Annotated in this window: 26 protein-coding genes and 1 tRNA gene; 6 read left to right on the forward strand and 21 right to left on the reverse strand. The window is 42.5% G+C overall.

The features are described from left to right. Positions 1-3 precede the first annotated feature (3 nt). Positions 4-1068, forward strand: coding sequence for an HNH endonuclease domain-containing protein (locus tag BM043_RS14610; RefSeq protein ID WP_092792932.1), 1065 nt, complete (start codon positions 4-6; stop codon positions 1066-1068). Beyond that, positions 1049-1909 carry a bifunctional class I SAM-dependent methyltransferase/HIT family protein gene (locus BM043_RS14615; RefSeq protein ID WP_092792934.1) on the forward strand — a complete coding sequence of 287 codons (861 nt, stop codon included), beginning with the start codon at positions 1049-1051 and terminating at the stop codon, positions 1907-1909. The genes BM043_RS14610 and BM043_RS14615 overlap by 20 nt, the downstream gene beginning before the upstream one ends. A 24-nt stretch (positions 1910-1933) precedes the next feature. Here the strand turns inward: BM043_RS14615 and BM043_RS14620 are convergent, their stop codons facing one another. From BM043_RS14620 to BM043_RS14645, 6 genes are all read right to left on the reverse strand, one after another. Continuing rightward, positions 1934-3070 (reverse strand): AAA family ATPase, encoded by a 1137-nt coding sequence (locus tag BM043_RS14620; protein ID WP_092792935.1) that lies wholly within the window; start codon positions 3068-3070, stop codon positions 1934-1936. Positions 3071-3256: 186 nt separating this feature from the next. Next, positions 3257-3655 (reverse strand): DoxX family protein, encoded by a 399-nt coding sequence (locus tag BM043_RS14625; protein WP_092792937.1) that lies wholly within the window; start codon positions 3653-3655, stop codon positions 3257-3259. A gap of 205 nt (positions 3656-3860) precedes the next feature. Then, a complete protein-coding gene (locus BM043_RS14630) occupies positions 3861-5108 on the reverse strand; it encodes an NAD(P)/FAD-dependent oxidoreductase (protein ID WP_092792939.1) in 1248 nt (415 codons plus the stop codon). Between the two features lie 75 nt (positions 5109-5183). Further along, positions 5184-6188: a 4-hydroxyproline epimerase gene (locus BM043_RS14635; protein ID WP_092792942.1), complete on the reverse strand. Its 1005-nt coding sequence runs from the start codon at positions 6186-6188 to the stop codon at positions 5184-5186. Between the two features lie 90 nt (positions 6189-6278). Further along, positions 6279-7724 (reverse strand): aldehyde dehydrogenase (NADP(+)), encoded by a 1446-nt coding sequence (locus BM043_RS14640; protein ID WP_092792943.1) that lies wholly within the window; start codon positions 7722-7724, stop codon positions 6279-6281. Between the two features lie 186 nt (positions 7725-7910). Continuing rightward, on the reverse strand, positions 7911-8801 hold the full coding sequence (locus tag BM043_RS14645) for a dihydrodipicolinate synthase family protein (protein WP_092792945.1): 891 nt from the start codon (positions 8799-8801) through the stop codon (positions 7911-7913). Between the two features lie 161 nt (positions 8802-8962). Here BM043_RS14645 and BM043_RS14650 point away from each other — a divergent pair, with 161 nt between their 5' ends. After that, the gene (locus BM043_RS14650) at positions 8963-9829 is read left to right on the forward strand and encodes a helix-turn-helix domain-containing protein (RefSeq protein WP_092792946.1); all 867 of its coding nucleotides are present in this window, start codon (positions 8963-8965) and stop codon (positions 9827-9829) included. Here BM043_RS14650 and BM043_RS19800 read toward each other — a convergent pair. The 3 genes from BM043_RS19800 to BM043_RS14665 form a co-directional block, all read right to left on the reverse strand. Beyond that, complete coding sequence (locus BM043_RS19800; protein ID WP_092792948.1) at positions 9821-10447, reverse strand: nucleotidyl transferase AbiEii/AbiGii toxin family protein; 627 nt, start codon at positions 10445-10447, stop codon at positions 9821-9823. The two genes, BM043_RS14650 and BM043_RS19800, sit on opposite strands and share 9 nt — an antisense overlap. Further along, positions 10402-10704 (reverse strand): DUF6922 domain-containing protein, encoded by a 303-nt coding sequence (locus tag BM043_RS14660; protein ID WP_092792950.1) that lies wholly within the window; start codon positions 10702-10704, stop codon positions 10402-10404. Before BM043_RS14660 ends, BM043_RS19800 begins: the two co-directional genes overlap by 46 nt. A 226-nt stretch (positions 10705-10930) precedes the next feature. Continuing rightward, positions 10931-11668, reverse strand: a complete 738-nt coding sequence (locus BM043_RS14665) for a DUF5715 family protein (RefSeq protein ID WP_092792952.1) — start codon at positions 11666-11668, stop codon at positions 10931-10933. Positions 11669-12076: 408 nt separating this feature from the next. On the opposite strand from BM043_RS14665, the gene BM043_RS14670 reads away from it, so the two are divergent. Next, positions 12077-13759, forward strand: a complete 1683-nt coding sequence (locus BM043_RS14670) for a DUF885 family protein (RefSeq protein ID WP_092792954.1) — start codon at positions 12077-12079, stop codon at positions 13757-13759. A 103-nt stretch (positions 13760-13862) separates the two neighbouring features. On the opposite strand, the gene BM043_RS14675 is transcribed toward BM043_RS14670, so the two are convergent. The 12 genes from BM043_RS14675 to BM043_RS14730 all read right to left on the reverse strand — a co-directional run bounded on the left by BM043_RS14675 (position 13863) and on the right by BM043_RS14730 (position 22456). Beyond that, positions 13863-15068 (reverse strand): 6-bladed beta-propeller, encoded by a 1206-nt coding sequence (locus tag BM043_RS14675; protein ID WP_092792956.1) that lies wholly within the window; start codon positions 15066-15068, stop codon positions 13863-13865. 475 nt (positions 15069-15543) lie between these two features. After that, the gene (locus tag BM043_RS14680) at positions 15544-16284 is read right to left on the reverse strand and encodes a Spy/CpxP family protein refolding chaperone (RefSeq protein WP_092792958.1); all 741 of its coding nucleotides are present in this window, start codon (positions 16282-16284) and stop codon (positions 15544-15546) included. A gap of 12 nt (positions 16285-16296) precedes the next feature. Next, complete coding sequence (locus tag BM043_RS14685; RefSeq protein ID WP_092792960.1) at positions 16297-16608, reverse strand: hypothetical protein; 312 nt, start codon at positions 16606-16608, stop codon at positions 16297-16299. After that, positions 16601-17098 carry an RNA polymerase sigma factor gene (locus tag BM043_RS14690; protein WP_245753042.1) on the reverse strand — a complete coding sequence of 166 codons (498 nt, stop codon included), beginning with the start codon at positions 17096-17098 and terminating at the stop codon, positions 16601-16603. Before BM043_RS14690 ends, BM043_RS14685 begins: the two co-directional genes overlap by 8 nt. 66 nt (positions 17099-17164) lie before the next feature. Continuing rightward, the gene (locus tag BM043_RS14695; protein WP_092792964.1) at positions 17165-17821 is read right to left on the reverse strand and encodes an outer membrane beta-barrel protein; all 657 of its coding nucleotides are present in this window, start codon (positions 17819-17821) and stop codon (positions 17165-17167) included. Positions 17822-17883: 62 nt separating this feature from the next. Continuing rightward, entirely contained in the window at positions 17884-18093 is a 210-nt protein-coding gene (locus BM043_RS14700) for a hypothetical protein (protein ID WP_092792965.1), read from the reverse strand. Between the two features lie 12 nt (positions 18094-18105). Further along, positions 18106-19644 (reverse strand): glutamate--tRNA ligase, encoded by a 1539-nt coding sequence (gene gltX, locus BM043_RS14705; protein WP_092792967.1) that lies wholly within the window; start codon positions 19642-19644, stop codon positions 18106-18108. A 127-nt stretch (positions 19645-19771) separates the two neighbouring features. Then, on the reverse strand, positions 19772-20062 hold the full coding sequence (locus BM043_RS14710; RefSeq protein ID WP_092792969.1) for a hypothetical protein: 291 nt from the start codon (positions 20060-20062) through the stop codon (positions 19772-19774). Positions 20063-20210: 148 nt separating this feature from the next. Further along, entirely contained in the window at positions 20211-20576 is a 366-nt protein-coding gene (rplS, locus tag BM043_RS14715; protein WP_092792971.1) for a 50S ribosomal protein L19, read from the reverse strand. 51 nt (positions 20577-20627) lie between these two features. Next, positions 20628-21344, reverse strand: coding sequence for a tRNA (guanosine(37)-N1)-methyltransferase TrmD (trmD, locus tag BM043_RS14720; protein WP_092792973.1), 717 nt, complete (start codon positions 21342-21344; stop codon positions 20628-20630). Between the two features lie 2 nt (positions 21345-21346). Continuing rightward, on the reverse strand, positions 21347-21877 hold the full coding sequence (gene rimM, locus BM043_RS14725) for a ribosome maturation factor RimM (RefSeq protein ID WP_092792976.1): 531 nt from the start codon (positions 21875-21877) through the stop codon (positions 21347-21349). 12 nt (positions 21878-21889) lie between these two features. Beyond that, positions 21890-22456, reverse strand: a complete 567-nt coding sequence (locus BM043_RS14730) for a 30S ribosomal protein S16 (protein ID WP_092792978.1) — start codon at positions 22454-22456, stop codon at positions 21890-21892. A 185-nt stretch (positions 22457-22641) separates the two neighbouring features. Here BM043_RS14730 and BM043_RS14735 point away from each other — a divergent pair. Both BM043_RS14735 and BM043_RS14740 read left to right on the forward strand, forming a co-directional pair. Next, a tRNA-Arg gene (locus tag BM043_RS14735) sits at positions 22642-22713 on the forward strand. A 17-nt stretch (positions 22714-22730) separates the two neighbouring features. Then, positions 22731-22982: a GIY-YIG nuclease family protein gene (locus BM043_RS14740; protein WP_092792983.1), complete on the forward strand. Its 252-nt coding sequence runs from the start codon at positions 22731-22733 to the stop codon at positions 22980-22982. Positions 22983-23221: the final 239 nt, after the last annotated feature.

Here is a 23221-nt window from a genome sequence, read left to right on the forward strand (position 1 = left end):
AAAATGATGTTCAATTTACCTGAAGAAAGAAATCTACCAATCCAATTTTTATCTTCTACATTAGGAAAGACAGCTGCAACTTATAAGTTCTACTGGTTTATTTCCTTAGTTCAATTGATTGAAGAAGAAGGTGCTATCGTTGAAAAAAAGAAAATCTTTGCAAGGATGCTTGCAAATGCATGGTATACGGTTAACTATTTCAAAATTTCTTTTGGAAAACAAGACAAAGTTCATGAAGCCGTTTCTTATTTTAAAGAGGAAATAAAGATTCCAATAGACTTGGGTCGGACTAGAGTTTGGGAAAAAATACTTTCAAGTAAAGATTCTCGATCTAATTCAATTCTTTCACATTTCGACAATCAAGTGCCTCACTGGTTTCTTTCACCGTGGTTTCCAAGGATGAGTAAGCGACAGATTTATTCGAATTCCAAGGACCCTAAAAGAAAGAGTCCGTATTTTTTAGAATCAAATTTCATAGAAGTTAATCCAGAATGGTTATCTTATCTTTTGAAAAATTCAGCGATTTTAAAGGATTTTTGCTTTTGGAATTTGAGTTTGTTTTTACAAAAACATAACCCAAATGTTCCTGACATACCCAATAAACTTATCAAGCCAATAAGTAGGGCCTCGCTAAATAAACAAAAGAGAGATTTCTGGAATATCTATTTTGAGGAAGTTAAAGAACAGGAGTGTATATATTCTGGAGAAAATCTCACATCAAAAAATTATGTTTTAGATCATTTTGTCCCTTACAATTTTGTTTCTCATGATCTGAATTGGAATTTGGTACCAGCTCATGCATCAATCAATGGATCAAAAAGCGATAAGCTTCCAAGACTAAATCAGTATTTCGATTCATTTTATGAAATACAGAAAAGAGCCCTCCAAGTAGTCATAAAAAATCATCCAGCTTCGAAATTAATTGAGGACTATTTGTCAATTTTTCCTTCCATCGAGAGCTTTCAATATACTGGATTATCAAAGAATAAATTTAAAGAAACGATAGAGCCTCTGATTACCATTGCTCATAATAATGGTTTTGAATTCTATGAACCAAAGGCAAAATAATTTTTCACATCTCACCGCAAAAGAGCGATCATCGCTTTCTTTTCCTGCAAAGAGAGTTAAGGAAATGGGACTGCTTCAAGGTGAAATTCTGGATTTTGGTTGTGGCTTTGGAAAAGATGTTGAAATCCTATTTCAGCAAGGATTTTCAATTGAGGGATATGATAAGTATTACCTCCCCGAATATCCCAAAAAGCGATATGATACAATCATCTGCTTTTATGTTTTGAACGTATTGATGCCAGAGGAGCAATCTCTGGTTTTGATGGAAATTTCGGCATTGCTTAAGCCCTCTGGTAAGGCTTATTTTGCTGTTCGGCGGGATTTGGTTTATGAAGGATTCCGGACGCACAAGATTCACCAAAAACCGACTTACCAGACCAATGTGATCTTACCTTTTCAGTCTATTTTTAAAAATGATTTTTGTGAAATTTATGAATATCGACATTTCAATCAATTTGAAAATTCTGAATCTAGTTGCCCGTTTTGCTGCCCAAGTTCAGAAACAGAATTGATTCTTGAATCTGCACAGGCTTTTTCGATTTTTGATAAATATCCTGTAAATCCGGGTCATGCATTAATTATTCCGAAGCGACATGTTTCAGATTATTTTGAGTTGAGTTTTATGGAGCAATCATCTTGTATTTTTATGCTCAATGAAGTGAAAAAGGAAATCCAAAAGCGCTATGTTCCCGAAGGGTTCAATGTGGGGATTAATATTGGTGAAAAAGCTGGACAAACTATTTCACATGTTCATATTCATTTGATTCCAAGATATTTGGGTGATGTTGAAGATCCGAGAGGTGGGGTGAGGGGGGTGATTCCCCAAAAAAGGAATTATTAAACTCAATTTATAAATGTCATTTTCTCAATAAGTCTCCTGTACCCAACGCTCCAAAAATACATCGTTTACCTCGTAGAAGGTGTTTCCTTCAGGGTCCGTTTCCTGATAGATCATTTCCTTTTCTTGGAGGACCTGAAGGGATTTGATGACAGTCGCAGAACTCCCTAGGTTGTGTTCACTCAGAAAGGATTTTGAGGTGGGTTGATAGACTTTCCCAGCCTTTGCTATGGCAATTAATAACTTCCATTGTTGGGTACTCAATAGGTTTCTGAAATGCAGAAAGAAAGCTTCGTTCTCTTCCAAAATCTGTTGGGCACATTTTTGCCAATCCGTCTTTTTATAGACTATTTTTGGAACTTGAACTAGCCGATTGCAGAGTAATTGCACATAATAAGTATGACCTTTAGTCCATTCAAGAATTTGGTCTGCAAGTTCGGGAGCTAAGGTTTTCTTGTGTTTTTTGAAAATATCAATAATAAAAACCCGGTATACCTTTGGATCAATTTTTTGAAGCTGAATAGGGCTTGCACTTTTAAAAAATGGGCGGGAAGGATTGGAAAACAACTCATTTAAAATAGATTGCTGACTTCCTGAAAACAGAAAATTAACATTTTGAAGCTTCTGAATGACCGATCTCAACCAGGCGTCAGTATTTTTCTCAGGATAAGCATGAATTTGCTGAAATTCATCAATCGCAATCACCATGGGCCTCTCCGAACTTTCCAGAAAATTCAAAAGATCTATAACCGGCTGCTTAGCCTCACTTACCTGAAAACTCACTTGCGGAAGCCCACTTAATTGATCAAAAGATATCATTGGTCTGAGATTTTTGACAAAGGACCAGACTTTTTTCCCCCAACTGTCTTTTTCAGAAAATTGATGGAGTAATGCGGTACTGAGGGAATTCAGCAGTTGTTTTTCATTTTCGGTCGAAAGAATATCGATGTAAATGAAGTCCCAATTTTTTGGCATGTGCTCCGCCAAATGATGAATTAAAGCGGTTTTTCCTAGGCGTCGCTTTCCATATAATAAGCAAGATTGACCATTTGTCAGGTTTTTAAGGAGCTGATGAGTTTCTTTTTCTCGATCACAAAAATATTCCGGCCCATAATATCCTGTGGTTGGAAAGGGATTTGCAGGTGTTTTGTGACGCTTACCCATGGCTTTAATATTAACTTACCTTTTGTTACTTACCAAAGGTAACTTACCAAAGGTAACTTGCCAAAAGTAAGTTGATGAATTTTTATAAGCCATCTAAACTAGATCTATTGGGTAGGATACTATTCGAGGCTAGCAAGTGTCAGTCGGCAGACAGCGACTAGGGGAAATGGTAAAGTAAAAGGGGGATTAGATTCTTCGCTTTTTTCCAGTCAGACCATCAATCGAAAATTTTCCACCACCAAAAACCAATAAGCCCAAAAAGGTCAGAAAATAGAGTAAAGGCAGCTCTTTTCTTCCAAAAGGATCATCTATATGCGCATAGAAAGCCGCAGTCAGCATAGTGATCATTAGCGGGATGGTTGCCAATCGAACCTTAAACCCAACCATAATCAATACCGAGCAAATCACCTCTGCAAAAATCGCCAAGCCCAAGGATACTGTAGGCCCTAAGCCAAAAGGATCTGCAAACTTAACTTCGTCTGCCATGATTCGCTCAATTTTGGGAATGCCGTGGGTGAGCATCATTCCGCCGGCACCCAAGCGGATAATTAAGAGAACTAGATTTTTTTCAAAGGATCTTCTCATGTTAAGGGAAACTTAGGGGTGATCGAAATGTATTATATTCAAAAATAATGGAGTTAAGATTAGCTAAAAGTTAAATTTTATTGGGTTCTGAATATTCGGGATAATTGGTTTTGAGCGGTTGTTTGGCCAAAGGGGTTTTAATTTATCTTTTCACTGAATTCAGATGTGATTTTTAATGCCTTGAAACTACAATGCTTGGGCAATGTCAAGCAAACCTCCCGACCTCAAATCCTCCGATCTCGATTGTCGTGTCTTTTTGCTGATGCAATTCCGCCAATAGTTTGCCTGTGGCCGGAGCCATGGAAATACCCATCATGGAATGCCCGCTTCCCACCAAAACATTGGAATAACCTGGAGCAAAGCCGATGTAGGGCATTCCATCCGGTGAACAGGGTCTCAAGCCTTTCCAGATTTCGGATTCTTTGGGAAATTTGGATTGAAAGTCAGGATAATAGCGATTGATGGATTCGAAAATGCCTTGAACTCTTTTCATATCGATTTTTTGATTGGTACCGGCGATTTCCATCGTGCCGCCGAAACGAATATGTTTTCCATAGGGACTGACGGCTACTTTCATCTCGGTTAGGATGCTTGCTTGCTTGATTTCGGGTTGATTTTGCTGCAGAAAAGAATAGCCCTTTCCTCCCATCATGGGAAGGGTAAACCCGAGTTTTTTGGCTAGTTCCCCAGACCAAGAACCCCCGCAAAGCAAGACTTTTTCAGCCTCAATTTTACCGGTGTCCGTCAAGACAGCCTGAACTTTACCTTCCGACTTTTCAAAGCCCAACACCTGGGTTTCGGTCAGAAATTTTACTCCCTTTGCTTCCAGGTATTTTTTCAAGAAGCTGTATAAAGCACCCGGGTCCAAGTGGGCATCACCCGGAAAAAGGACTGCGCCTTTGGCTTTGACTTCCAGATTGGGCTCCACCTTTCGAATATCTTCAGGACTTAGGATTTCCGCCTCCAAGCCGTGCTTTCGAGCCAAATTTGCAAATTCGATCTCCTCTTTTTCCATGGCATCTGTCTGATATACCATCATCAAACCTTTATCCTGAAATGCCAAGGCAGCCTCGGGATGAGTTTCGCGAAATTCTAGGTAAAGCGACTTGGAAAGTAAACTGATGTTTTTTAGAAAGGGAATGGCCTTTTCGACTTGCTTTTGATTGGCGGATTTAAAAAAAAGCAGACTCCACTGCAGAAGCTTATAATCGAAGCGAGGATGGATGTAAAAAGGGCTTTTCGAAGAGAACATCCAGGAAATACCTTTCGCAATCATGCCGGGAGCAGCTAGCGGGATAATATGACTGGGCACAATCATTCCCGCATTGCCCGTGGAGCAGTTGTCCTTAAGGTCTGTGCGGTCAATAATAGCTATTTCAATTCCTTCTTTTTGAAGAAAATAGGCTGTGAATAATCCCACAATGCCACCGCCGATGATAAGAGTTGATTTCATAAATAGAGGCTAGATACTAGATACAAGAAGCAAGACCAGAGAAAGTCTAATCTCTTGGTTCTTCTGTCTTGACTCTTAAATAACTTGGAATCCATGTACATACGGATCATCATCATCCAAAATAATGGTATTGTATCCGTAGACTTTGGCCCAACCTTCGATGCTGGGAATGATTGCGGGTTTACCTGCGATTTCGGTTATTTCCTCGATTCTTCCGATAAATTTTGATCCGATAAAGCTCTCGTGGATAAACTCATCCCCCGGTTTTAACTTGCCTTGCGCAAACCACTGCGCCATACGTGCCGAGGTTCCTGTCCCGCAAGGTGAGCGGTCGATGGCTTTGTCTCCGTAGAAGACCGCATTTCTCGCCGTGCTGCTTTCATCCAGGGTTTTTCCAGTCCACATGACATGGGAAAGCCCCCGAATGCGTTCATGCTCGGGATGAACAAAGTCGTAACGTTCGTTCATTTTTGCCCGGAGATTTCTGGCCATAGAGATGAGTTGCTCGGCTTTGTAATGCTCCAATCCGGGAAAATTCTCCTGCGGATCCACAATGCAGTAGAAGTTGCCTCCGTAGGCCACATCGACGGTCAATTTTCCCAGTTCTTCGATTTCGATTTCAAGTTTTTCGGCTGCCAAATAGCTTTTGACATTGGTCAGTTTTACGGATTTGACCTTTTTACCTTCCTGTTTGTATTCTACCAAAACTAATCCTGCCGGCGCTTCCATTCGTAGAAATCCAGGCGTTTTGGGATGAATCAGGCCTTCTTCAATGGCAATGGTAATCGTGCCGATCGTGCCGTGACCGCACATAGGAAGGCAACCGGAAGTTTCGATAAAAAGGACTGCAAAGTCATTTTGAGGATCGTGTGGCGGAAAGAGCATGGAACCGGACATCATATCATGACCCCGTGGTTCAAACATCAGCCCGGTTCGGATCCAATCCAGATTTTCCAGAAAATACTGGCGTTTTTCCAGCATATTGTTCCCCTTGAGAAAAGGAACGCCTCCGGAAACTACCCGAACGGGATTGCCGCAGGTATGAGCATCAATGCAACTAAAGGTGTGGCGAGAAGGCATTTAGATTTGAAATTCTAGATGTGAGATTTGAAATTGAGGAAAAAGGGGAAAAGAATTGGCAAATATGAGATGTGCTTTACCATGCGTAAATCACTTTTTCCACTCTCCATCTACCATCCTCCAAATTCCCAGCGGATTATCGTTTCGCAAGGCATCGGGTAGCAGTTCATCGGGCATATCCTGAAAGGCTATGGGGCGGGCAAAACGCTTGATGGCATAAGCCCCGACCGAGGTACTTCTTGCGTCCGTGGTCGATGGATAAGGGCCACCGTGCTGCATGGCATTTCCTACTTCCACGCCGGTTGGAACGCCTTTGAAAAGCAATCTGCCGCATTTTTCTTCCAATAAATTGATGAAGTAAAGCTGATTTTGGAGTTCTTCATGCTCTGCCCAAACGGTAATGGTCAATTGCCCGTGAAGATGCTTTGCAATCTCCTGTAATTCCTCCTCATTTTGATATACGACCATCATGGCAAAAGCTCCAAAGACCTCTTTTTGGAAAATATGATCATTCAACCAATCGCTTGCTTTGATTTCTGCCAAAGCGGTACTTCCATTGATCAGATGCTGCGGATCGGCCACTTTTACCCAACGGAGTTCTTCGCGGGATTGAAGCAATTGAAGGGAATTGTAATAGGCTTCTGCGATTCCCGGATGAAGCATGGGTGCTGAGGCAATATCATTGAACTCGTCCGAGATGGCCTTTTCAAATGCTGCTGCTTGCGCTTTAGGGACGAAAATCAAACCCGGATTGGTGCAAAATTGACCCACACCCAAGGTCAGTGAACCGACAAATGCTTTGGCTAAGGCATCATTTTCCTTTTTCAATTTCTCCGGAAAGCAAAAGATAGGATTGACCGAACCCATTTCGGCATAGACCGGAATAGGCTCTTCTCGTTGGTTGGCTAAATCAAAAAGGGCTTTGCCACCGGTATGCGAACCGGTAAAAGCCAGGGCTTTTGCCAGTGGGTGCTTGACGAGCGCCTGTCCTTCTGAAATACCTCCCTCGACATGGGTAAAAAGAGCTGATGGTAATCCGGCTTTTAAAATCGCCTGATGGATACAATCTGCTACTTTATGAGAAGTCTTGGGATGGGCAGGGTGAGCCTTGTAAATCACGGGACAGCCTGCCGCCAAAGCAGAAATGGTATCTCCTCCTGCAGTGGAAAATGCCAATGGGAAATTACTCGCCCCAAAAACAACTACCGGACCCAAAGGCGTCAAAAATCGTCTGATGTCTGCCCGAGGTAGTGGTGTGCGGTTGGGCAAGGCTGGATCAATGGTTGCTTCTACCCAAGATCCTTCTTTGATCAGGTTGGCAAAAAGGCGAACCTGGCCGATGGTACGACCCAATTCCCCATTGATTCGACCATCCGGAAGGTTGGATTCTTCTACAGCAAGAGGAACGATCTCCGCCCGGTTTTCTTCAAGGATTTCTGCCAAACCTTCCAAGAATTCACCTTTTTCTTTTCCCGGAAGGTTTTTGTAAAAAAGAAAGGCTTCTTGGGCTGCGTTGAAAATTTGGTCTAGGTTCATGGTATTGGAAATTGAAAGATTATAAAATTAGAATATGATGGAAGACTGGAGACCGGAGTTTGCTTAAATTGACCTTTAAAGCTGATTTTAAGCCGTTTATTTCCTTACTGGCAAAGAAGCGAGTAATCAGAAATTAGAATATGACGGAATTCTGGAGACCGGAGACCGAACCGTCTTCCCACATTCTTACAATTTCGGTCTTTTTGCTAAGCCTTCCACGATAATTTGCTCAATTCTTTCCCGCTCTTCTCCGATTAGGGTTAATCTTGGAGCTCTGACATGTTCAGAACCGATTCCACAGTGTTGCTCGGCCAGTTTGATGTATTGGACCAATTTGGGATGAATGTCCAATTCGAGCAAAGGCAAAAACCAACGGTAGATTTCCCGGGCTTTTTCTATTTTGCCCTCCTGCACTAAATTGTAAATGGTGACAGTTTCCTTAGGAAAAGCACAGACTAGGCCCGCTACCCAACCGACTGCACCCATGAGTAATTCCTCCAAGGCCAGGGTATCTACGCCGCAGAGAATCTGGAATCGATCCCCAAAGCGGTTGATCATGCGAGTCACGTTGGATATGTCACGCGTCGATTCTTTGATGGCCTGAATGTTTTCGCATTCGGCCAGTTCGGCAAACATATCCACGGTCACCAGGGTCTTGTAGTCCACCGGATTATTATAAATCATGATGGGGAGTGGGGTAGAATTAGCCACCGTTTTGAAGTAGGTGACCACCTCCCGTGCATCGGCAGCATAGCGCATCGGAGGCAGGATCATCAGCCCGGAGGCACCGAGTTCTTCGGCTTTCTGTGCCCAAAAAAGTGCATCCTTAGTTGCTCCTTCGGCAATATTCAAGATCACGGGTACTTTACCGTCAAGGTAGTTGACCGCCTCCCGGGTCAAGGTGATTTTTTCTTCTTGGGAAAGTACGGAGCTTTCGCCCAAAGTACCTCCGAGAATGATTCCGTGAACCCCAGATTCCAGTTGAAAGTCCAGATTTTTAAAAAACAGGTCCATATTCAAACTTCCGTCCGCGTGAAATTTCGTGGTAACTGCCGGGAATACGCCTTTCCAATTCATAGTTTTTGAGTTTATCGGCTTGAGTCAGCCGGTTGATAATCATTCAAAAGTAGGCCTATGACCGTTGGATTTCTATCACAGGATTAATTCATTTTGATACAATATTGATCAGTTTGAGTGGCCGGGAATTTATTTCGGTGAATTTTATATTAATTTAGAGCATGGCAAAGATTATTTCCTTTCAAGTTCCCAAATCCCAAAAGGAATTTGTCCGGTATCAGGAGGACAGGGGGCGATACTTTTATGACAAACTGCATCAGCATCCGCAGCTGCAATTGACCGTGATCGTGGAGGGAAGAGGGCAGTTTTTAAGTGGGGATTATGTTGGGCGTTTTTCAGCGGGAGATGTGTTTTTTCTAGGAGCCAATGTACCTCATGTATTCCGAAGTGATCCGGAATATTTTGAGGAAACTACTTCCCTCAATTCCGCGGGAAATACGGTTTTTTTCGACTTTGCTGCTTTGGAGCGGGCTATTGAAGAGCTGGATGAGTTGTTCTCCTTACAGAAGTTTCATGAATATGCAGGGCTTTGCTTTCAGGTATCAGGATTGACTCAGGAGAGAATTTTGGAACTCATGGAGGAGTTTGGGGAGTCGGAGGGCTTGCATCGTTTTCAGCTGGCGATTCAGTTTTTGAATTTTTTGGAAAAGGCCGGTGATGACCTCAAGCAGCTCAATCATGCAGGAGTGATGCAGGGACTGTCGGAAAAAGACGGGAGTAGGATGAATCAGGTGATGCAGTATTTATTGGCGCATCGATTTGAGAAGATTAGCTTGGAGGAAACTGCCGCTGGGGCCAATCTTTCGAAAGAGGCATTTTGCCGGTTTTTTAAAATGCGTACGCGCAAGACCTTCACTCAATACCTTGTGCAGCTTCGGATCAATGAAGCCCAGAAATTGCTACAGGAAACGGATTTGGGGATTTCTGAGATTGCTTACCGGGTGGGGTTTGAAAATCTTTCCTATTTCAACCGAACTTTTAAAAACCTCACGGGTTTGACGCCAAGGGATTTTAAGCAACTAGCGTAAATATTCGGAGACTTTTTCTCGAATTGTCTTTTTGATGCCATCCCAAGTTTGGTCTTTGAGACTTACCGGATCCTCATCTTCTTCAGCATCTTGGAAATAAATCATCACCTGAGGTATTGAGATCAGGAGATTTTGCGTGCTGTACTTTTCTTTATGATTCTGGATAAAATCAACTACAGAATAGTACTGAAGCAATTCGGCGATGTCCCAAAAATCTTTCTTTTTTCCCCTGCCCAAAATCGCCTGGATTTTCATCGCCATGATGTCTTGATCTGAAAAAAAGCGAATATCCTCAATGTTCTCCAGAGGCTTGATTAACGGGTGAGGATGTTTAACAAGGTCTACCTTGATTTTATCAATAAAGCAAAAAATCCCGATTGGAGGTGGGTTAGTTCTTATTAGAAGCCTATTTCCAAAATGATCAGTTAATTTTTTGATTAATAAACTATTTTCAAATTTTTTAGGGGAAAATAATTCAAGGTCAACTGAAAGTCGATGGCCTAATTTTAATGATAAAGCAGTCCCCCCAACCAATCCGAAATCTTCAAGAGCAGGAAGTGAAAAGAGTTCATTTAATAAGGAAAGAGTTCCGGGTTCGACTGTCTGAGTTTGTAACATCTGAAATCTTCAATGGGTTGATCAATTACTGCAGCAGCTAGGTAGAGTGTCATATTTGATAAATATTTAGCGTTTAGCAGTGCCTCGGCTACCAAATCATCTCCATAGTACCTTCGGCAGTTGCGGATATCAGGCACGTCTCCGCGCTCAAAAACCCGTTCGATGACAAATTTGTATTTCTTGTCATAGTCCAGATTTTCAAAATCCACATCCCAAAATATCCGCTTATCAAAGACGGGTTTTTCTTTCGCTTTCATCACGTCTAAGTTAAACAAATTCAGTCAAGCTTACTGCATGGCGTAAATGAGATGGTAAGTGAAGGCAATAGTCTCCTTGTAATTTTCCTTGCCGATTTTTTCGTCAATTCAATGAAATCGTGATAGGCTGGCAGAGTCCATTCGAAGGGATAAAAGCGATAGACTTCATCGGAAATCACGTAAAAATACAGGGCATCTCTAACTTTAATTTAAATGAAGGGAGTTTTTAGCGAACCGTGATGTGAAAGCAGTTTTGCTTTCGTTCCTTTATCACAAAAATTTTATTTTCCTTTTGGAAGTGACTCAGTACTTTTTCCAATTGCTTCTGTTTCTTGTAATCCCAAGACTTCACCCCATTAAATCGGATGTAAGAAATATCAAAGGAGCGTCCATGGGAGTGGGAAGATATTCCTTTGGTTGCATTTCGGTTTCTGCGGCTCAGTTTCTTTTGCTGATCCATGGTTCGTGTGCCGGAGGTTACGGTGAAAAAGGCTTCGTCTCCGACCAAAGCCTGGAAAGTTTGCCCAAGCTCTTCTAAGACCTTTTTTGATTCTGAAGTGAGATAGGGGTGGCTATGGGTCAATTTTTCCACCTCATAGCCTATGCCTGAGTTGACTTCTTCCAGTAATCCATCTTCCACCAATTGAAAAAGTTGATTTTCATCCAGAATAGGACCCACACTATTTTCTTCAGCAGCAGAAAGGTGATTGGCATAGTGATCTCTGCGAAGTCGGACCTTGAACTCTTTTAGGTCGGGGACGACAAAGATTTCCTCCGGTTCGGGTACAGGTTCGGGAACTTCGATGGGCTGTTCTGCTATTCTAGGCATTGGTTCACCAAGGAGAATAGCATAGGCATCGGAGAGTTGCTTTTTGAGCGTCGGTCGATAGGTGACCGTGGCTAGGGTGCCAAGAGAGAAAAGTGTTAAAAATGAAAATACAAAGAAGAGGGTGGTTTTCTTCATGTAGTTAGGAATTAGCTGTTTAAGGGTGATTTTGGAAGGTAGGCAATCGGGTAACTTTTGCCAAAGCTTACTTTTTTAACGGTTTTAATTCCTGATTTATTGCAGATCGTGTTTTTTTAGTCTTTTTGAGGTCTTATAAAGGGCCTGTTTAGATTTTCTAAATCAGGAATCATAAATTCCGATCGGAGAACACTCCCTACATTTCTTTTAATTGCGGATTGTGCAGATTTTCAACTAGATTCTTCTGTTCGGTTTTGTTTCCCACGCCATTCATCTGTGCGATATGATCAAGTACGGTCTCGGTTGAAAGTAGAAATCCATGGATAATCGCAGATTTTTTTTAAGCGGTATTCAGGTTTTAGGATATTTTTTCTAATTAAGTTTTTGAACACCAAGCTCAACCTTTCGATGAAAAAAGCCATCTTCTTCCTTCTTTTCTGTGGTTTTGCCTCCTTGGCACAAGCCACCGAACTCGCCCAAATGATCCAAACCTATCAAGCGGATCGGGGTGCACTGAGCCGATTGTACACCAATTCGCTTTCCGAAGAATATTTCGAACGGATGGAGAGGCTTAATCAAGAATATTTGCAAACACTGCAGAGCTTTAATTATGATTCCTTCTCTGAAGATGGGAAAATCGATTATGTTCTTTTTCGGAATTACCTGGAAACTCAACTCGCCGAGTTGGCTTTGGAAAGAAAAGCCTTTGATGAGGTGAAATCCGTGTTGGCTTTTTCGGAGCCTCTTCATGATTTTGTGGTGGCCCGCCGCCGAGCCAAAGAACCGGACTCCAAGTCATTGGCGGCAAGTTGGAATGATGTGGCCAAGCAAATTGACAAACAAAAGGAAGCGATATCGGCCACTCCCAAATACAATTCTTGGCAGAAGGCGGATTTGGCTGCTTCTACGGTGGAAAGCCTGCATCAAACGGTCAAGGAAGCCTATGATTTTTACCTTGACTATGATCCGGAATTTACCTGGTGGATGCCTGAGCCATGGAAAAACTTGGATGCCAGCCTGAATTCATATGCTTCAGCTTTGCGTGAGCACTACACCAATTCGGTGAAGGATGACGGTAGTGGCATCATCGGTAAACCCATCGGAAGGGAAGCACTGCTAAATCAGCTGGCCTTTGAGATGATCGCTTATTCTCCCGAGGAGTTGATCGCAGAGGCCGAGCGTCAATTTGAATGGTGTGAAAAGGAAATGCTCAAAGCTTCCGCTGAACTCGGCTACAGGGATGACTGGAAAGCCGCACTGGAAATGGTCAAGGAAACTTACCTACCCGCGGGAGCCTGGCCTGAGGAAGTGGCCCGTCTTGGAGAAGAGGCTATCGGGATCATGGAGGAAAACGACTGGATTACTGTGCCTGAACTGGCGAAAGAAACTTGGCGAACGCGGATGATTTCGGCCGCGAGACAACGAGTCAGTCCTTTCTTTCTGGGTGGAGAAGTGATTCAGATTTCTTACCCAACTTCCGAGATGACACATGAGGAAAAAATGATGTCCATGCGGGGAAATAATCCCCATTTTTCACGGGCCACGGTTCAGCATGAATTGATTCCCGGACATCATTTGCAGCAGTTTATGAATCAGCGCTACATGACACACCGTCGGCTTTTCCGTACGCCATTCTGGACCGAAGGTTGGGCCTTGTACTGGGAATTTGTGCTTTGGGATCGGGACTTTCCACGGGATGCCAAGGACAAAGTGGGCATGTTGTTTTGGCGAATGCACCGCTGCGCCCGGATCATCTTTTCGCTCAATTATCACCTGGGTAAAATGACACCACAGGAATGCATCGATCTTTTAGTGGATCGGGTGGGGCACGAATATGCCAATGCGGAAGCGGAAGTCCGGCGATCCTTTGAGGGGAGCTATGGACCGCTGTACCAGATTGCCTATATGATTGGGGCTTTGGAGTTTTATGCGCTTCGGGCGGAAATGGTGGACTCAGGGAAAATGCAGGAAAAAGCCTTTCATGACTTGATTATGCAGCAAAATACCATGCCGGTGGAAATCCTGAGAGCCAAAGTCACAGGACAGCCGTTGGACAAAAACCACAAAGCGAGTTGGCGGTTTTTGGATTGATTTTTCTTGGTAACCCTCCAAGGGTTTCGAATCCCTTGGAGGGTTGAGGAAAAAAAAGAGGCCAATTAGCCTCCTTTTTTCTGGACTTAAATCAACTTTTATTTTATATATCCAAAATGCTTAATTTAAGGATATAAGGGTTTTCATAGGTTTCGAAATCTTCAAAAATTTGATTGATATAAGGGTTTTGTTCCAAGAAATCTGGTAACGATGGATTATCTGTAAGTTTGTCTATTTCGGATTTAATTGCATAAGGATCTATAGCGAAATAAAGAGATTCATCATCACTTCCAATTGGGGCATAGGTTAAGTAGGAACTCAGTTTGGAAAATTCATCTCCAAAATCTGTAGACCAATTATCAATAATTTTCACTTTACCTGATGATCGATCAAAAATAGTGGGAAAGAATTTAGCTCCTTGGGTTAGGAACAAAAATATATGTTGATCAGTAGATTGTGTTGCAAAAATTGAAATATAATTATTAGCTGAAGCTTCGTTTCTGAACTCCATGATGTTTTCGAAATCTCGATCAAAAAATTCTTTGGGTGTTTTAAATTCTCCGAAATCAAAAATGTATTTAGCTTTTGTATCTTCTTGATTCAGCGTGTAGATCGTATCATTATCTGAAAAGGAGAACTCAATTTCACCGCCGAATTCATAAAATGTATCGTTATTAACGACGTTTAGGTAATTTCTTTCTTTCCCTAGCTTGCTGTATCCAGCTATTTTTTCACCGGATTTTCCAGATACCAATACAGCACGATCTCCATCTCCATTAAAGAATGTACCTCCGTAAATAAAATATTGATCACCCTTTGGATAAAATGAGGTAGCCAAGTTCAGGTACGGGTTTTTCCACTCGTCCTGAAATTCTCCGCTCGTGGTATACCTGATTAATTTTCCACTGCTTTTATCTAAAACTTCAATGGTTTTGGAAAAATCATTCCATCGAATATCATCCAATGATTGAAATTCCCCGGGACCATTCCCTTCCGAGGAAACCGATTGAAGCATATTGCCTCTCAGGTCCAGCAATAAAATTTGATTGGATGTCAAAATCCAGTAATTTTCTTGATTCTTTAGAATTCGTTTAATCGGTTTAATTGGAAGATTCTCTGAATTTTGGAAAGCAATTAAATCTGTAATTTTAAAGACAGATTCAAAACTTTGTGATTCAGAATTATTAATATCAACAGCTATTGCATCAGTATTGGTAGTTTCATCTTTATTAGAATCAGTACAGGATACAAAAAGGGCTGAAAGAAATAAAATGATAAATAAGAAAGATTGAGTTTTCATTATAAGCATTTAAGTAAATAAATAGAGGAGGTCAAGCCTCCCCTATCCGTTTTGATTTTTAATTAATCAATATCATCGCAATTCTCTCCTGCTGAGCAAGTACTCAATTCATTTGTGGTTTCCACACAGCAGTAAGTGGTAGGTCCGATTTGTGCTTAAGCATAATACGTCTCATCTTCACACTGTTCACTGCAGGGGTCTTCTAATACTTGCGCATTTGCGATTCCAACCCCTGACATTGCTAGAATTGCGAAAATCATGATAAGATTTTTCATGGTTATAATTGTTTAGTGAGTCAACAATAACCTTAATTATTCTTTTCAATAAAGGTAAAAATTTAGTCAGTGGTTTTTTTTTTTTTTGTAAATGGGTTTATTATATGATATTCGGTTCTTTTTTTATCAAAAACTAAATCTTTGTGATAAATACTAAAACAAGGAAAAAGCCAATCAGCCACCTTTTTACATCTAATTTAAACCATCACCTATTTTTTATATTTTACCTTGACCCCATCTTTGAGGGTAATGATGATGACCCCATTTTTGCCTTTTTCCCCATAAACTTCCGCAGCGGATTTGTCCTTGAGCACAGAAATACTTTCGATGTCATTGGGGTCGATATCCAGGTTGGTCATGGATGATTTTTCTATGGTCTCTTCCGAAGATTTGATTACGTAAAGGGGTTGATTCTCTTGGTTTTCTCCCGCCACCGCAATCGAAATTCCCGGTCTGGGATATCCGAACCGAAATTTAGATCCTGATGTAACTAGTGCTGTACCGGAAGTTTCGCTTTTTCCAATTCCTTGGACTCTCCCAGAAAGTGTTTGGCTAATTCCCAATGATTGGCGATCCAAAGCCAGTATTTGACTCTCGCTGAGTTCATTTTTGATTGCGACCAAGGTAGCAAGCTGCTTTTTTTTGAGTTGATTTTCCAATTGCAACACCTTCTCCAGCTGCTTTGTGGCTGCTAAGGGATCAACTTTGGGTTCCTTCAGCATCATTTCCAGCTTGGTATTGGCTTCATCCAAATCCCATTTGAGGGTAGAAAATTCCCCCGCATTTTCAGCGTGAAGTTTTTTGATTTTGTCTGCTTGACTCTCGCTTAGATTGATTTTTTCTCTTGCAGCCATAATTTGATCTGCAGAGTAAAGATTCTTCTTGAAGATGTCCTGAGCCAGGCTTAGATTTGAGAGCAGGAGAAATCCGATTACAACTAGGTTTTTCATGGTAATGTTGGTTTAGAAATCAGTCAAAAGGGAGGAGGTAGTCGATTCCCAGGTATCGAGGTAGGCTTTTTCTTCGATGATCAATTGTTGTTCTTGATTTTCGTTTTCTTGCAGAGAGATGATAATCAGGTCTGCCGGTGGTTCAGCGACAGGTTCTTGCTTTATCAGGAAAAATCCGCCTAAAAGCAAGGTAGCTGCAATGCCCATAGGAATCCACCAATTAAATCCACCGGCTTTTACCTCGGGGAATTCCGGAATCGGTATCCGCTGATCTTCGGCTTTCATTTTCTGGAAGAAATCCCGGATTAGTTCGTCATTAGCCATGCTGTTTCAGGGTTTCGGTTTTTAGGATCAATTCTTTCAATTTCTTTTTACCTCGGTCATAATGGGTACGTGCAGTTCCCAAGGTGATTTGTAGGGTTTCGGCAGCTTCCTCGATGGTCAGATTATGATAAAAGACCGCTAAAATCACTTCTCGCTGACGCAGGGGAAGAAGCTGTATGATTCCCTCATAACTTCGTTCCTCTAATTCTTCCTCAGGAATAATCGGATCGTAATTTTCTTCCAATGATTCGGTTTTTCCCAGCTTTCGAAGCTCATCGATTGCCGTAAAGCGAATGATGGAGAATAGCCAGGACTTGATTTTCTCCGGATGCTGAAGTTTGGCTTTTCCTTCGAGAATTTTGAGGTAGGACTGCTGCAGCACATCCTTTGCAAGTTCGTCCTCAAATCTACAGCACTGTCGCGCCCACAGGAAGGCATCACGGTGGTGACTTTTGAGTAGATTTTCGAGCTTGCTATGCTGCATATTCATTCCTTAGTCGTGAAAAAGTGGATTTGTATGACAAGGAAGAAAAAAACATCCGATTATTTTTAGTGACTAGTTTCGCTCCCGAATCCGAAAGAGATATGCCAGCGTAAATTCCAAATTCGTAGAATTCATATCAAATATTCGATCCTGTCCTTCGGGATTGGTAAAATCGTAGGCAAACCGAACTTCTCCTGCAAGCGTACTCTTCCCGAAAAGCTTAGAAATACCCGCTCCTCCGGTCAGTCCATACATAAGCTTTTTGGGACGATCATCAGCTCCGCCATAGGTTGGGATTTCCGGACTGGCCGAATTGGTGAAGTCTCGCTGTATATCTCGCGCATCCATTAGATAACCCAGGTGGGGTCCAACTTTGATCTGAAATCTTCCGGAGCGTCCTGCAAAGAAACTGGCAAGAAGGGGCATTTTCAGGTAATCCAATTCGGTAATATTTCGCTGCACGGGATCTGTGTCGGGATTGGGAAGATTCATCCCAAGTGTTATGAGCTGGAGATTGAGTTCAATGCCTGCATTTTTGGAATTGAAATGCTCGATGACAAAAGCGAAAGTAGGCTTGCCCACAGCTTCAGTGCTGATTGCCCGGAAATTGGCTGCCGGGCGATAGGAATAGGTAGAGGTGGTGTAGCCGGCTCGAATTCCGACACTGGTTTGGGCTAGCGCAGGTAGCGAAGTGAAGGCTGTCAAAAGAAGAAAAAGAAGGAAGCGCATGTGTAAAATTAGGAATTTGGTAGTTCAAAAAAAGCTCCCAAAATCAGGAGCTTTTTGATGGATCAGTCTTCTTTGGTTTTTTTGATTTCGTCCAAATCATCCCGGTCTTTGAGTTTTTTATCTTCTACATTTTTATTGAGAAAATCATTGATTTTATCAATCGGAAAGGAGGAAGAAATTTCTCCAAAGGAATCAATTTCCATTTTGAAGCCCTTTAGATCACCGTGGACCTTTGGGTCTTCTTGTTGTTTTTTCTTCTTTTTTTTGCTCATGACTTGCTAAGGTTAGCTATTGACCTGAAGCGTATTTAGTGCATATCGGATTCGATTTGCCACCTCTTTTGGCCCTAAGATAGCAAATATCTCCATCAAATCCGGTCCTGCACCAGCTCCGGTTACTGCAAGACGAACGGCCTGCATGACTTTGCCGAGCTTCACCTCTACCGCCTCAGCAGATTCACCAAGCAATGTTTTAGCCGATTCGGCATCAAAATCACCCAAGAAAGATGCTAAGGTTTCGGCATAATGAGTCAGAACTTTCACCGCTTCCTCATTCCACTTTTTGGAAGCCACCTGATCATCAAAATCAGTAGGAGCTATAATGAGGAACTTACTTTCTTGCCAAAGTTCGGCCGGGAATGTCACTCGGTCCTTGGTCAATCTGACCATTGCAGCAGCTTTTTCTTTGCTCACTTCAAACCCCTCTTTTTGGGCATCTTCCAGCACAAATTGTTGGAGTTCTTCTACTGGTTTTGAACGTAGGTAATGCTCGTTATACCATTTGGCTTTGGCCACATCAAATTTAGCGCCTGCTTTTCCGATTCGGTCTATGCTAAACGCTTCCACCAATTCCTCTTTAGTGAACAACTCCCGCTCGTCACCGGGATTCCAACCCAGAAAGGCTAAGAAATTGAGTAAAGCTTCGGGCAGATATCCCTGCTCACGGAAACCAATGGCCGTTTCACCAGTACCTTGATTGTTCCAATCAATTGGGAAAACCGGAAAACCCAAGCGGTCGCCATCACGCTTGGAAAGTTTGCCATTTCCGTCAGGCTTGAGCAAAAGTGGCAAATGGGCAAATTCAGGCATGGTCTCTTCCCAGCCAAAAAATTTGTATAGCAACACATGCAATGGTGCTGATGGAAGCCATTCTTCACCACGAATGACATGGGTGATTTTCATCAAATGATCATCAACGATATTGGCCAAATGATAGGTTGGCATGCCGTCTGATTTCATGAGGACTTTATCATCCAATGTAGAAGAGTGTACCATCACCCAACCACGGATTAGATCATTCAGTCGGACTTCTTCCTTTCTCGGGATCTTGACACGGATCACATAGGGTTCGCCAGAATCCAATCGCGCTTTCACCTCTTCTTCGGATAGGGTCAGCGAGTTATTCATCTGAGTACGTGTGATGCTGTTGTACTGAGGTTGGACTACGCGGGCAGCAGTGAGTCGCTCGCGCATGGCTTCCAATTCCTCTGCAGTATCAAAAGCATAGTAAGCGTGGCCTTTTTCCACCAAATCCAAAGCATACTGCATGTAATCGGGCTTTCGCTCAGACTGTCTGTAAGGGCCAAAAGCTCCGGGATTCCAAGGACTTTCCTCCGGTGTAATTCCCAACCAATCCAGTGATTCTTTGATGTATTCTTCTGCGCCGGGGACATAGCGGGACTGATCGGTATCTTCGATACGAAGGATGAAAGTGCCTTGATGTTTTTTGGCAAAAAGGTAATTATATAGAGCGGTTCTCACTCCACCGATATGCAGAGGTCCTGTGGGAGATGGGGCAAAACGAACGCGAACTTCTCGACTCATGGTTTAGTATTTCTATCTTGAAAACTGATGCTTGGATTAATGGTTTGACCATTAAGCCTGCAAAGATAGGAATTTGTGAGCGAAGGGGGATTTTTGACTGAGATAATTCTGAGGAATCTCTCGGCCCTTACTCTTTTCGGATTACTTTTTTCAAATAGTCCAAAACAAAAAAACTAATCAGCGCCCCAATCGCCGGAACGGCAAAAAAGGCCATGCCCCAAAATTGGGAATTTTCTTCCGGGGTAAAGTGAAAAAATACACTTTTGATGGACAATGTCCAATCGCTGAGTAAATCCAAAGAAGCCAGGTAAACCATATAAATCGAACCACAAAAGGCTAATCCGCAGAGGACTTGAAACACCGTGACCAAGACTAAGGCTAGGTCTTTTGCTGGGTCTGATTGTTGGAAAGCATTCATATCTATAAAGCTAAAGGAATATTCATGCAAAATCAATAGTGAGAATTAAAACGAAATTAGTCGAATTAACTTGTAGGGAATCGTTGAAAAGGAATAAAAAAAGGAACTCATTGCTGAGTTCCTTTTTCTATGTTTAGGATGATAATCCTTAGTGTTTCACCTGGATTTTTTCCTTGATACGGGCAGCTTTACCCTGACGTCCTCTCAAGTAGAACAATCTTGCTCTTCTCACTCTACCTTGTCTCAACAGATCGATTTGCTCGATAGATGGAGAAAGGATAGGGAAAATACGCTCCACACCGATACCGTTGGAGATTTTTCGCACGGTGAAAGTTTCGCCGTTTGAATTCGGGTTTTTACGCTGGATCACAGTTCCTTGGAACTGCTGGATACGCTCCTTGTTACCTTCTTTGATTCGTACGTGTACGTTGATGGTATCACCAGCTTTGAAAGAAGGGAATTTGGCTCTCGCCTCGTTGTATTCCGCTTCTACGATTTTCATTAGTTCGCTCATAGCTTCTATATTTTATGCTTTCGCTGTTTGGCCAACGCGTGGCTTATTCAATTACTTTTTATTCGATTTCAATTCGCCTTTTTCCAATCCTGATTTGGCCCATAAATCCGGCCTTCGTTCTTGGGTTCGGCGCACCGATGCTTCAAATCTCCATTCATTGATCTTGGCTTCATGACCCGATAGCAGTACTTCCGGTACTTCCATTCCTTGCCATTCGGCAGGTCTAGTGTACACCGGAGGAGCCAATAAATGATCCTGAAAAGAATCAGTCAAGGCTGAGGTTTCGTCATTGAGCACTCCCGGGATTAGTCGAATCACGGCATCCGCTATGACAGCGGCGGCGAGTTCTCCTCCCGAAAGGACAAAGTCCCCGATACTGATTTCCTGAGTAATGTATCTCTCCCGAATTCGCTCATCCACTCCTTTGTAATGACCACAAAGGATCAGGAGGTTTTGCTTCATCGAAAGGGAATTGGCCATGGGCTGATCAAAGGTCTTACCGTCTGGAGTGACGTAGATGATTTCATCGTAAGTTCGCTCCTGTTGTAAAGCTTCGATGCAGCGGGCAATAGGTTCGATCATCATGACCATTCCTGCTCCGCCGCCAAAGGCATAATCATCGATATGCTTTTGCTTGCCGGTGGCATAATCACGCAGGTTGTGAACACGGACCGAAGCGATTCCTTTTTCTTCGGCTCTTTTGAGAATCGAATGGGAAAAGGGACCTTCCAGCAATCCGGGCACTACGCTGATGATGTCGATATGCATACTCAGTCTTCGAGATAAATGTCAAGTAAGCCTTCGGGCAAATGACAGTAAACTTTTTTAGCTGTCTTGTCCACCTTTTGGATAATGCCATCCTGAATCGGGATGAGCACTTCTTTTTCTTGGTGTTTTACGCCGAGGAGATCTTGGGTTTCCAGATCGTAGATGGTTTCCACTGGTCCGAGGACTCCGTGGGTATCGTCTATGACTTCAAACCCTATTAATTCGTGGAAGTAATATTGATCCTCATCTAGCTCAGGAAGGGCTGTGAGCGGGAGATAAACTGCCGAACCCACGAGTTCTTCTACTTGCTCTATTCGATCAAGATCCTCAAATTTTGCCAAAACCCGATTTCCGGGCTGGAGGACGAAATGTTCCAAAAAGAAGGGAACCAATCGGCCTTTTTGTTCGAGGAAAAGATGCTTGAGGTCTTCATAATCTTCTGGATAATCGACATCGAGCATCACCACTACTTCACCACGAAGACCATGAACTTTGGCTACATAGCCTAATTGAAAGCATTGCTCCTTGTTCATGGGGAGATGATATTAAGCTTGTGCTTCGTCGCCTTCTGCGGAAGCCTCGGGAGCATCAGCAGCAGCTTCTTCGCTTGCTTCTTCAGCAGGAGCTTCTGCGGCTGCAGCAGCTGCTTTAGCCTCGTCTTCTCTTGCTTTGATCGCATCAAGACGAGCTTGGTTTTTAGCGGTCTCAGCGTCCAAAGCCTTCTTACGAGCTTCTTCTTTAGCTTTACCGATAGAGTCCATTTTGCCTGCAATCTTGGTTTCTTTGTCTTGAAGCCAAGCGTCAAATTTTGCGTCGGCCTGATCTTGAGTAATCGCACCTTTGATTACACCGATTTGAAGGTGTTTTTTCAGCATGACACCACGGTATGAAAGCATGGCTTTTACAGTGTCGGTAGGCTGAGCTCCATTCAACAACCACTGTAGAGCGCGCTCATTGTTGATGTTGATGGATGCGGGATTGGTGTTCGGATTGTAGGTTCCGATTTTTTCGATGAAGCGTCCATCTCGTGGAGCTCTTGCATCTGCGATAACCACGTCATAGATAGCCATTTTCTTTCTACCTCTTCGTGCTAATCTGATTTTTACTGCCATAATTTTTTATGTGTTTGTTAAGCGGATGGAACCCGTCCATCCTAAATTTGGAGTGCAAAGATAGGGTAATTCCCTGTAATGCCATAAGTTGGATAAGAAATATTTGACTAAAAGTGGGCTTTTCTTTTAACTTGCGGGCTCTTGAAGGGTGGAGGTCGCTAGACTTGATCAAAAACCTACTTCTTGGCCCCGTAGTTCAATGGATAGAATAGAAGTTTCCTAAACTTTAGATATGGGTTCGATTCCCGTCGGGGCTACTTTTAATTTCTTCGCAATGAAACAAGTTTACTATGCTTATGTACTGAAAAGCAAACTCCATGATTATTTTTATAAAGGGCACTGCAAGGATCTCACCAAGAGGCTGGAGCAGCATAATTCTGGAATGACTACTTCCATCCGGCCTTATCTTCCATTTGAGTTGGTTTATTTTGAGGAGTTTGAAAGCTTATCAGAAGCAATCAAACGTGAAAAATATTTTAAAACATCCAGAGGTAGGAAGTTTCTTAAGGAAAAGTTAATGAAGTAGTTCAACGCCCGCCCGGCTGACGCCAGTCGGACGGGGATAGAACAAGCGTTTCCTAAACGCTAGATCTAGGTTCGATTCCTAGCGGGGCTACTATTTTGATTTTCAATTATTTAAGGGGTGTAGTTCATCCCCTTTTTTGTGGAAAAACCCCAACATTGCAGTAAACCTTGCAGTGATTTGATTCATTTTTTGGATTATTACCTCGAAATACAACCTTTATTTCAGTGAACTGGTGTCTA

Source organism: Algoriphagus hitonicola (assembly GCF_900113375.1).
In the GTDB taxonomy this organism is placed as follows: Bacteria; Bacteroidota; Bacteroidia; order Cytophagales; family Cyclobacteriaceae; genus Algoriphagus; species Algoriphagus hitonicola.

Coding starts and splice junctions, on each gene's coding strand:
- rplS (WP_092792971.1), bottom strand. CDS start 20,576: ATGAGCGAACTAATGAAAATCGTAGAAGCGGAATACAACGAGGCGAGA.
- BM043_RS14680 (WP_092792958.1), bottom strand. CDS start 16,284: ATGAAAAACCTAGTTGTAATCGGATTTCTCCTGCTCTCAAATCTAAGC.
- BM043_RS14625 (WP_092792937.1), bottom strand. CDS start 3,655: ATGAGAAGATCCTTTGAAAAAAATCTAGTTCTCTTAATTATCCGCTTG.
- BM043_RS14675 (WP_092792956.1), bottom strand. CDS start 15,068: ATGCTTATAATGAAAACTCAATCTTTCTTATTTATCATTTTATTTCTT.
- trmD (WP_092792973.1), bottom strand. CDS start 21,344: ATGCATATCGACATCATCAGCGTAGTGCCCGGATTGCTGGAAGGTCCC.
- BM043_RS14615 (WP_092792934.1), top strand. CDS start 1,049: ATGAACCAAAGGCAAAATAATTTTTCACATCTCACCGCAAAAGAGCGA.
- BM043_RS14665 (WP_092792952.1), bottom strand. CDS start 11,668: ATGAAGAAAACCACCCTCTTCTTTGTATTTTCATTTTTAACACTTTTC.
- BM043_RS19800 (WP_092792948.1), bottom strand. CDS start 10,447: ATGTTACAAACTCAGACAGTCGAACCCGGAACTCTTTCCTTATTAAAT.
- BM043_RS14660 (WP_092792950.1), bottom strand. CDS start 10,704: ATGAAAGCGAAAGAAAAACCCGTCTTTGATAAGCGGATATTTTGGGAT.
- BM043_RS14635 (WP_092792942.1), bottom strand. CDS start 6,188: ATGCCTTCTCGCCACACCTTTAGTTGCATTGATGCTCATACCTGCGGC.
- BM043_RS14630 (WP_092792939.1), bottom strand. CDS start 5,108: ATGAAATCAACTCTTATCATCGGCGGTGGCATTGTGGGATTATTCACA.
- BM043_RS14700 (WP_092792965.1), bottom strand. CDS start 18,093: ATGAGCAAAAAAAAGAAGAAAAAACAACAAGAAGACCCAAAGGTCCAC.
- BM043_RS14710 (WP_092792969.1), bottom strand. CDS start 20,062: ATGAATGCTTTCCAACAATCAGACCCAGCAAAAGACCTAGCCTTAGTC.
- BM043_RS14730 (WP_092792978.1), bottom strand. CDS start 22,456: ATGGCAGTAAAAATCAGATTAGCACGAAGAGGTAGAAAGAAAATGGCT.
- BM043_RS14740 (WP_092792983.1), top strand. CDS start 22,731: ATGAAACAAGTTTACTATGCTTATGTACTGAAAAGCAAACTCCATGAT.
- BM043_RS14690 (WP_245753042.1), bottom strand. CDS start 17,098: ATGAATATGCAGCATAGCAAGCTCGAAAATCTACTCAAAAGTCACCAC.
- BM043_RS14670 (WP_092792954.1), top strand. CDS start 12,077: ATGAAAAAAGCCATCTTCTTCCTTCTTTTCTGTGGTTTTGCCTCCTTG.
- gltX (WP_092792967.1), bottom strand. CDS start 19,644: ATGAGTCGAGAAGTTCGCGTTCGTTTTGCCCCATCTCCCACAGGACCT.
- BM043_RS14695 (WP_092792964.1), bottom strand. CDS start 17,821: ATGCGCTTCCTTCTTTTTCTTCTTTTGACAGCCTTCACTTCGCTACCT.
- BM043_RS14645 (WP_092792945.1), bottom strand. CDS start 8,801: ATGAATTGGAAAGGCGTATTCCCGGCAGTTACCACGAAATTTCACGCG.
- rimM (WP_092792976.1), bottom strand. CDS start 21,877: ATGAACAAGGAGCAATGCTTTCAATTAGGCTATGTAGCCAAAGTTCAT.
- BM043_RS14620 (WP_092792935.1), bottom strand. CDS start 3,070: ATGGGTAAGCGTCACAAAACACCTGCAAATCCCTTTCCAACCACAGGA.
- BM043_RS14610 (WP_092792932.1), top strand. CDS start 4: ATGATGTTCAATTTACCTGAAGAAAGAAATCTACCAATCCAATTTTTA.
- BM043_RS14650 (WP_092792946.1), top strand. CDS start 8,963: ATGGCAAAGATTATTTCCTTTCAAGTTCCCAAATCCCAAAAGGAATTT.
- BM043_RS14640 (WP_092792943.1), bottom strand. CDS start 7,724: ATGAACCTAGACCAAATTTTCAACGCAGCCCAAGAAGCCTTTCTTTTT.
- BM043_RS14685 (WP_092792960.1), bottom strand. CDS start 16,608: ATGGCTAATGACGAACTAATCCGGGATTTCTTCCAGAAAATGAAAGCC.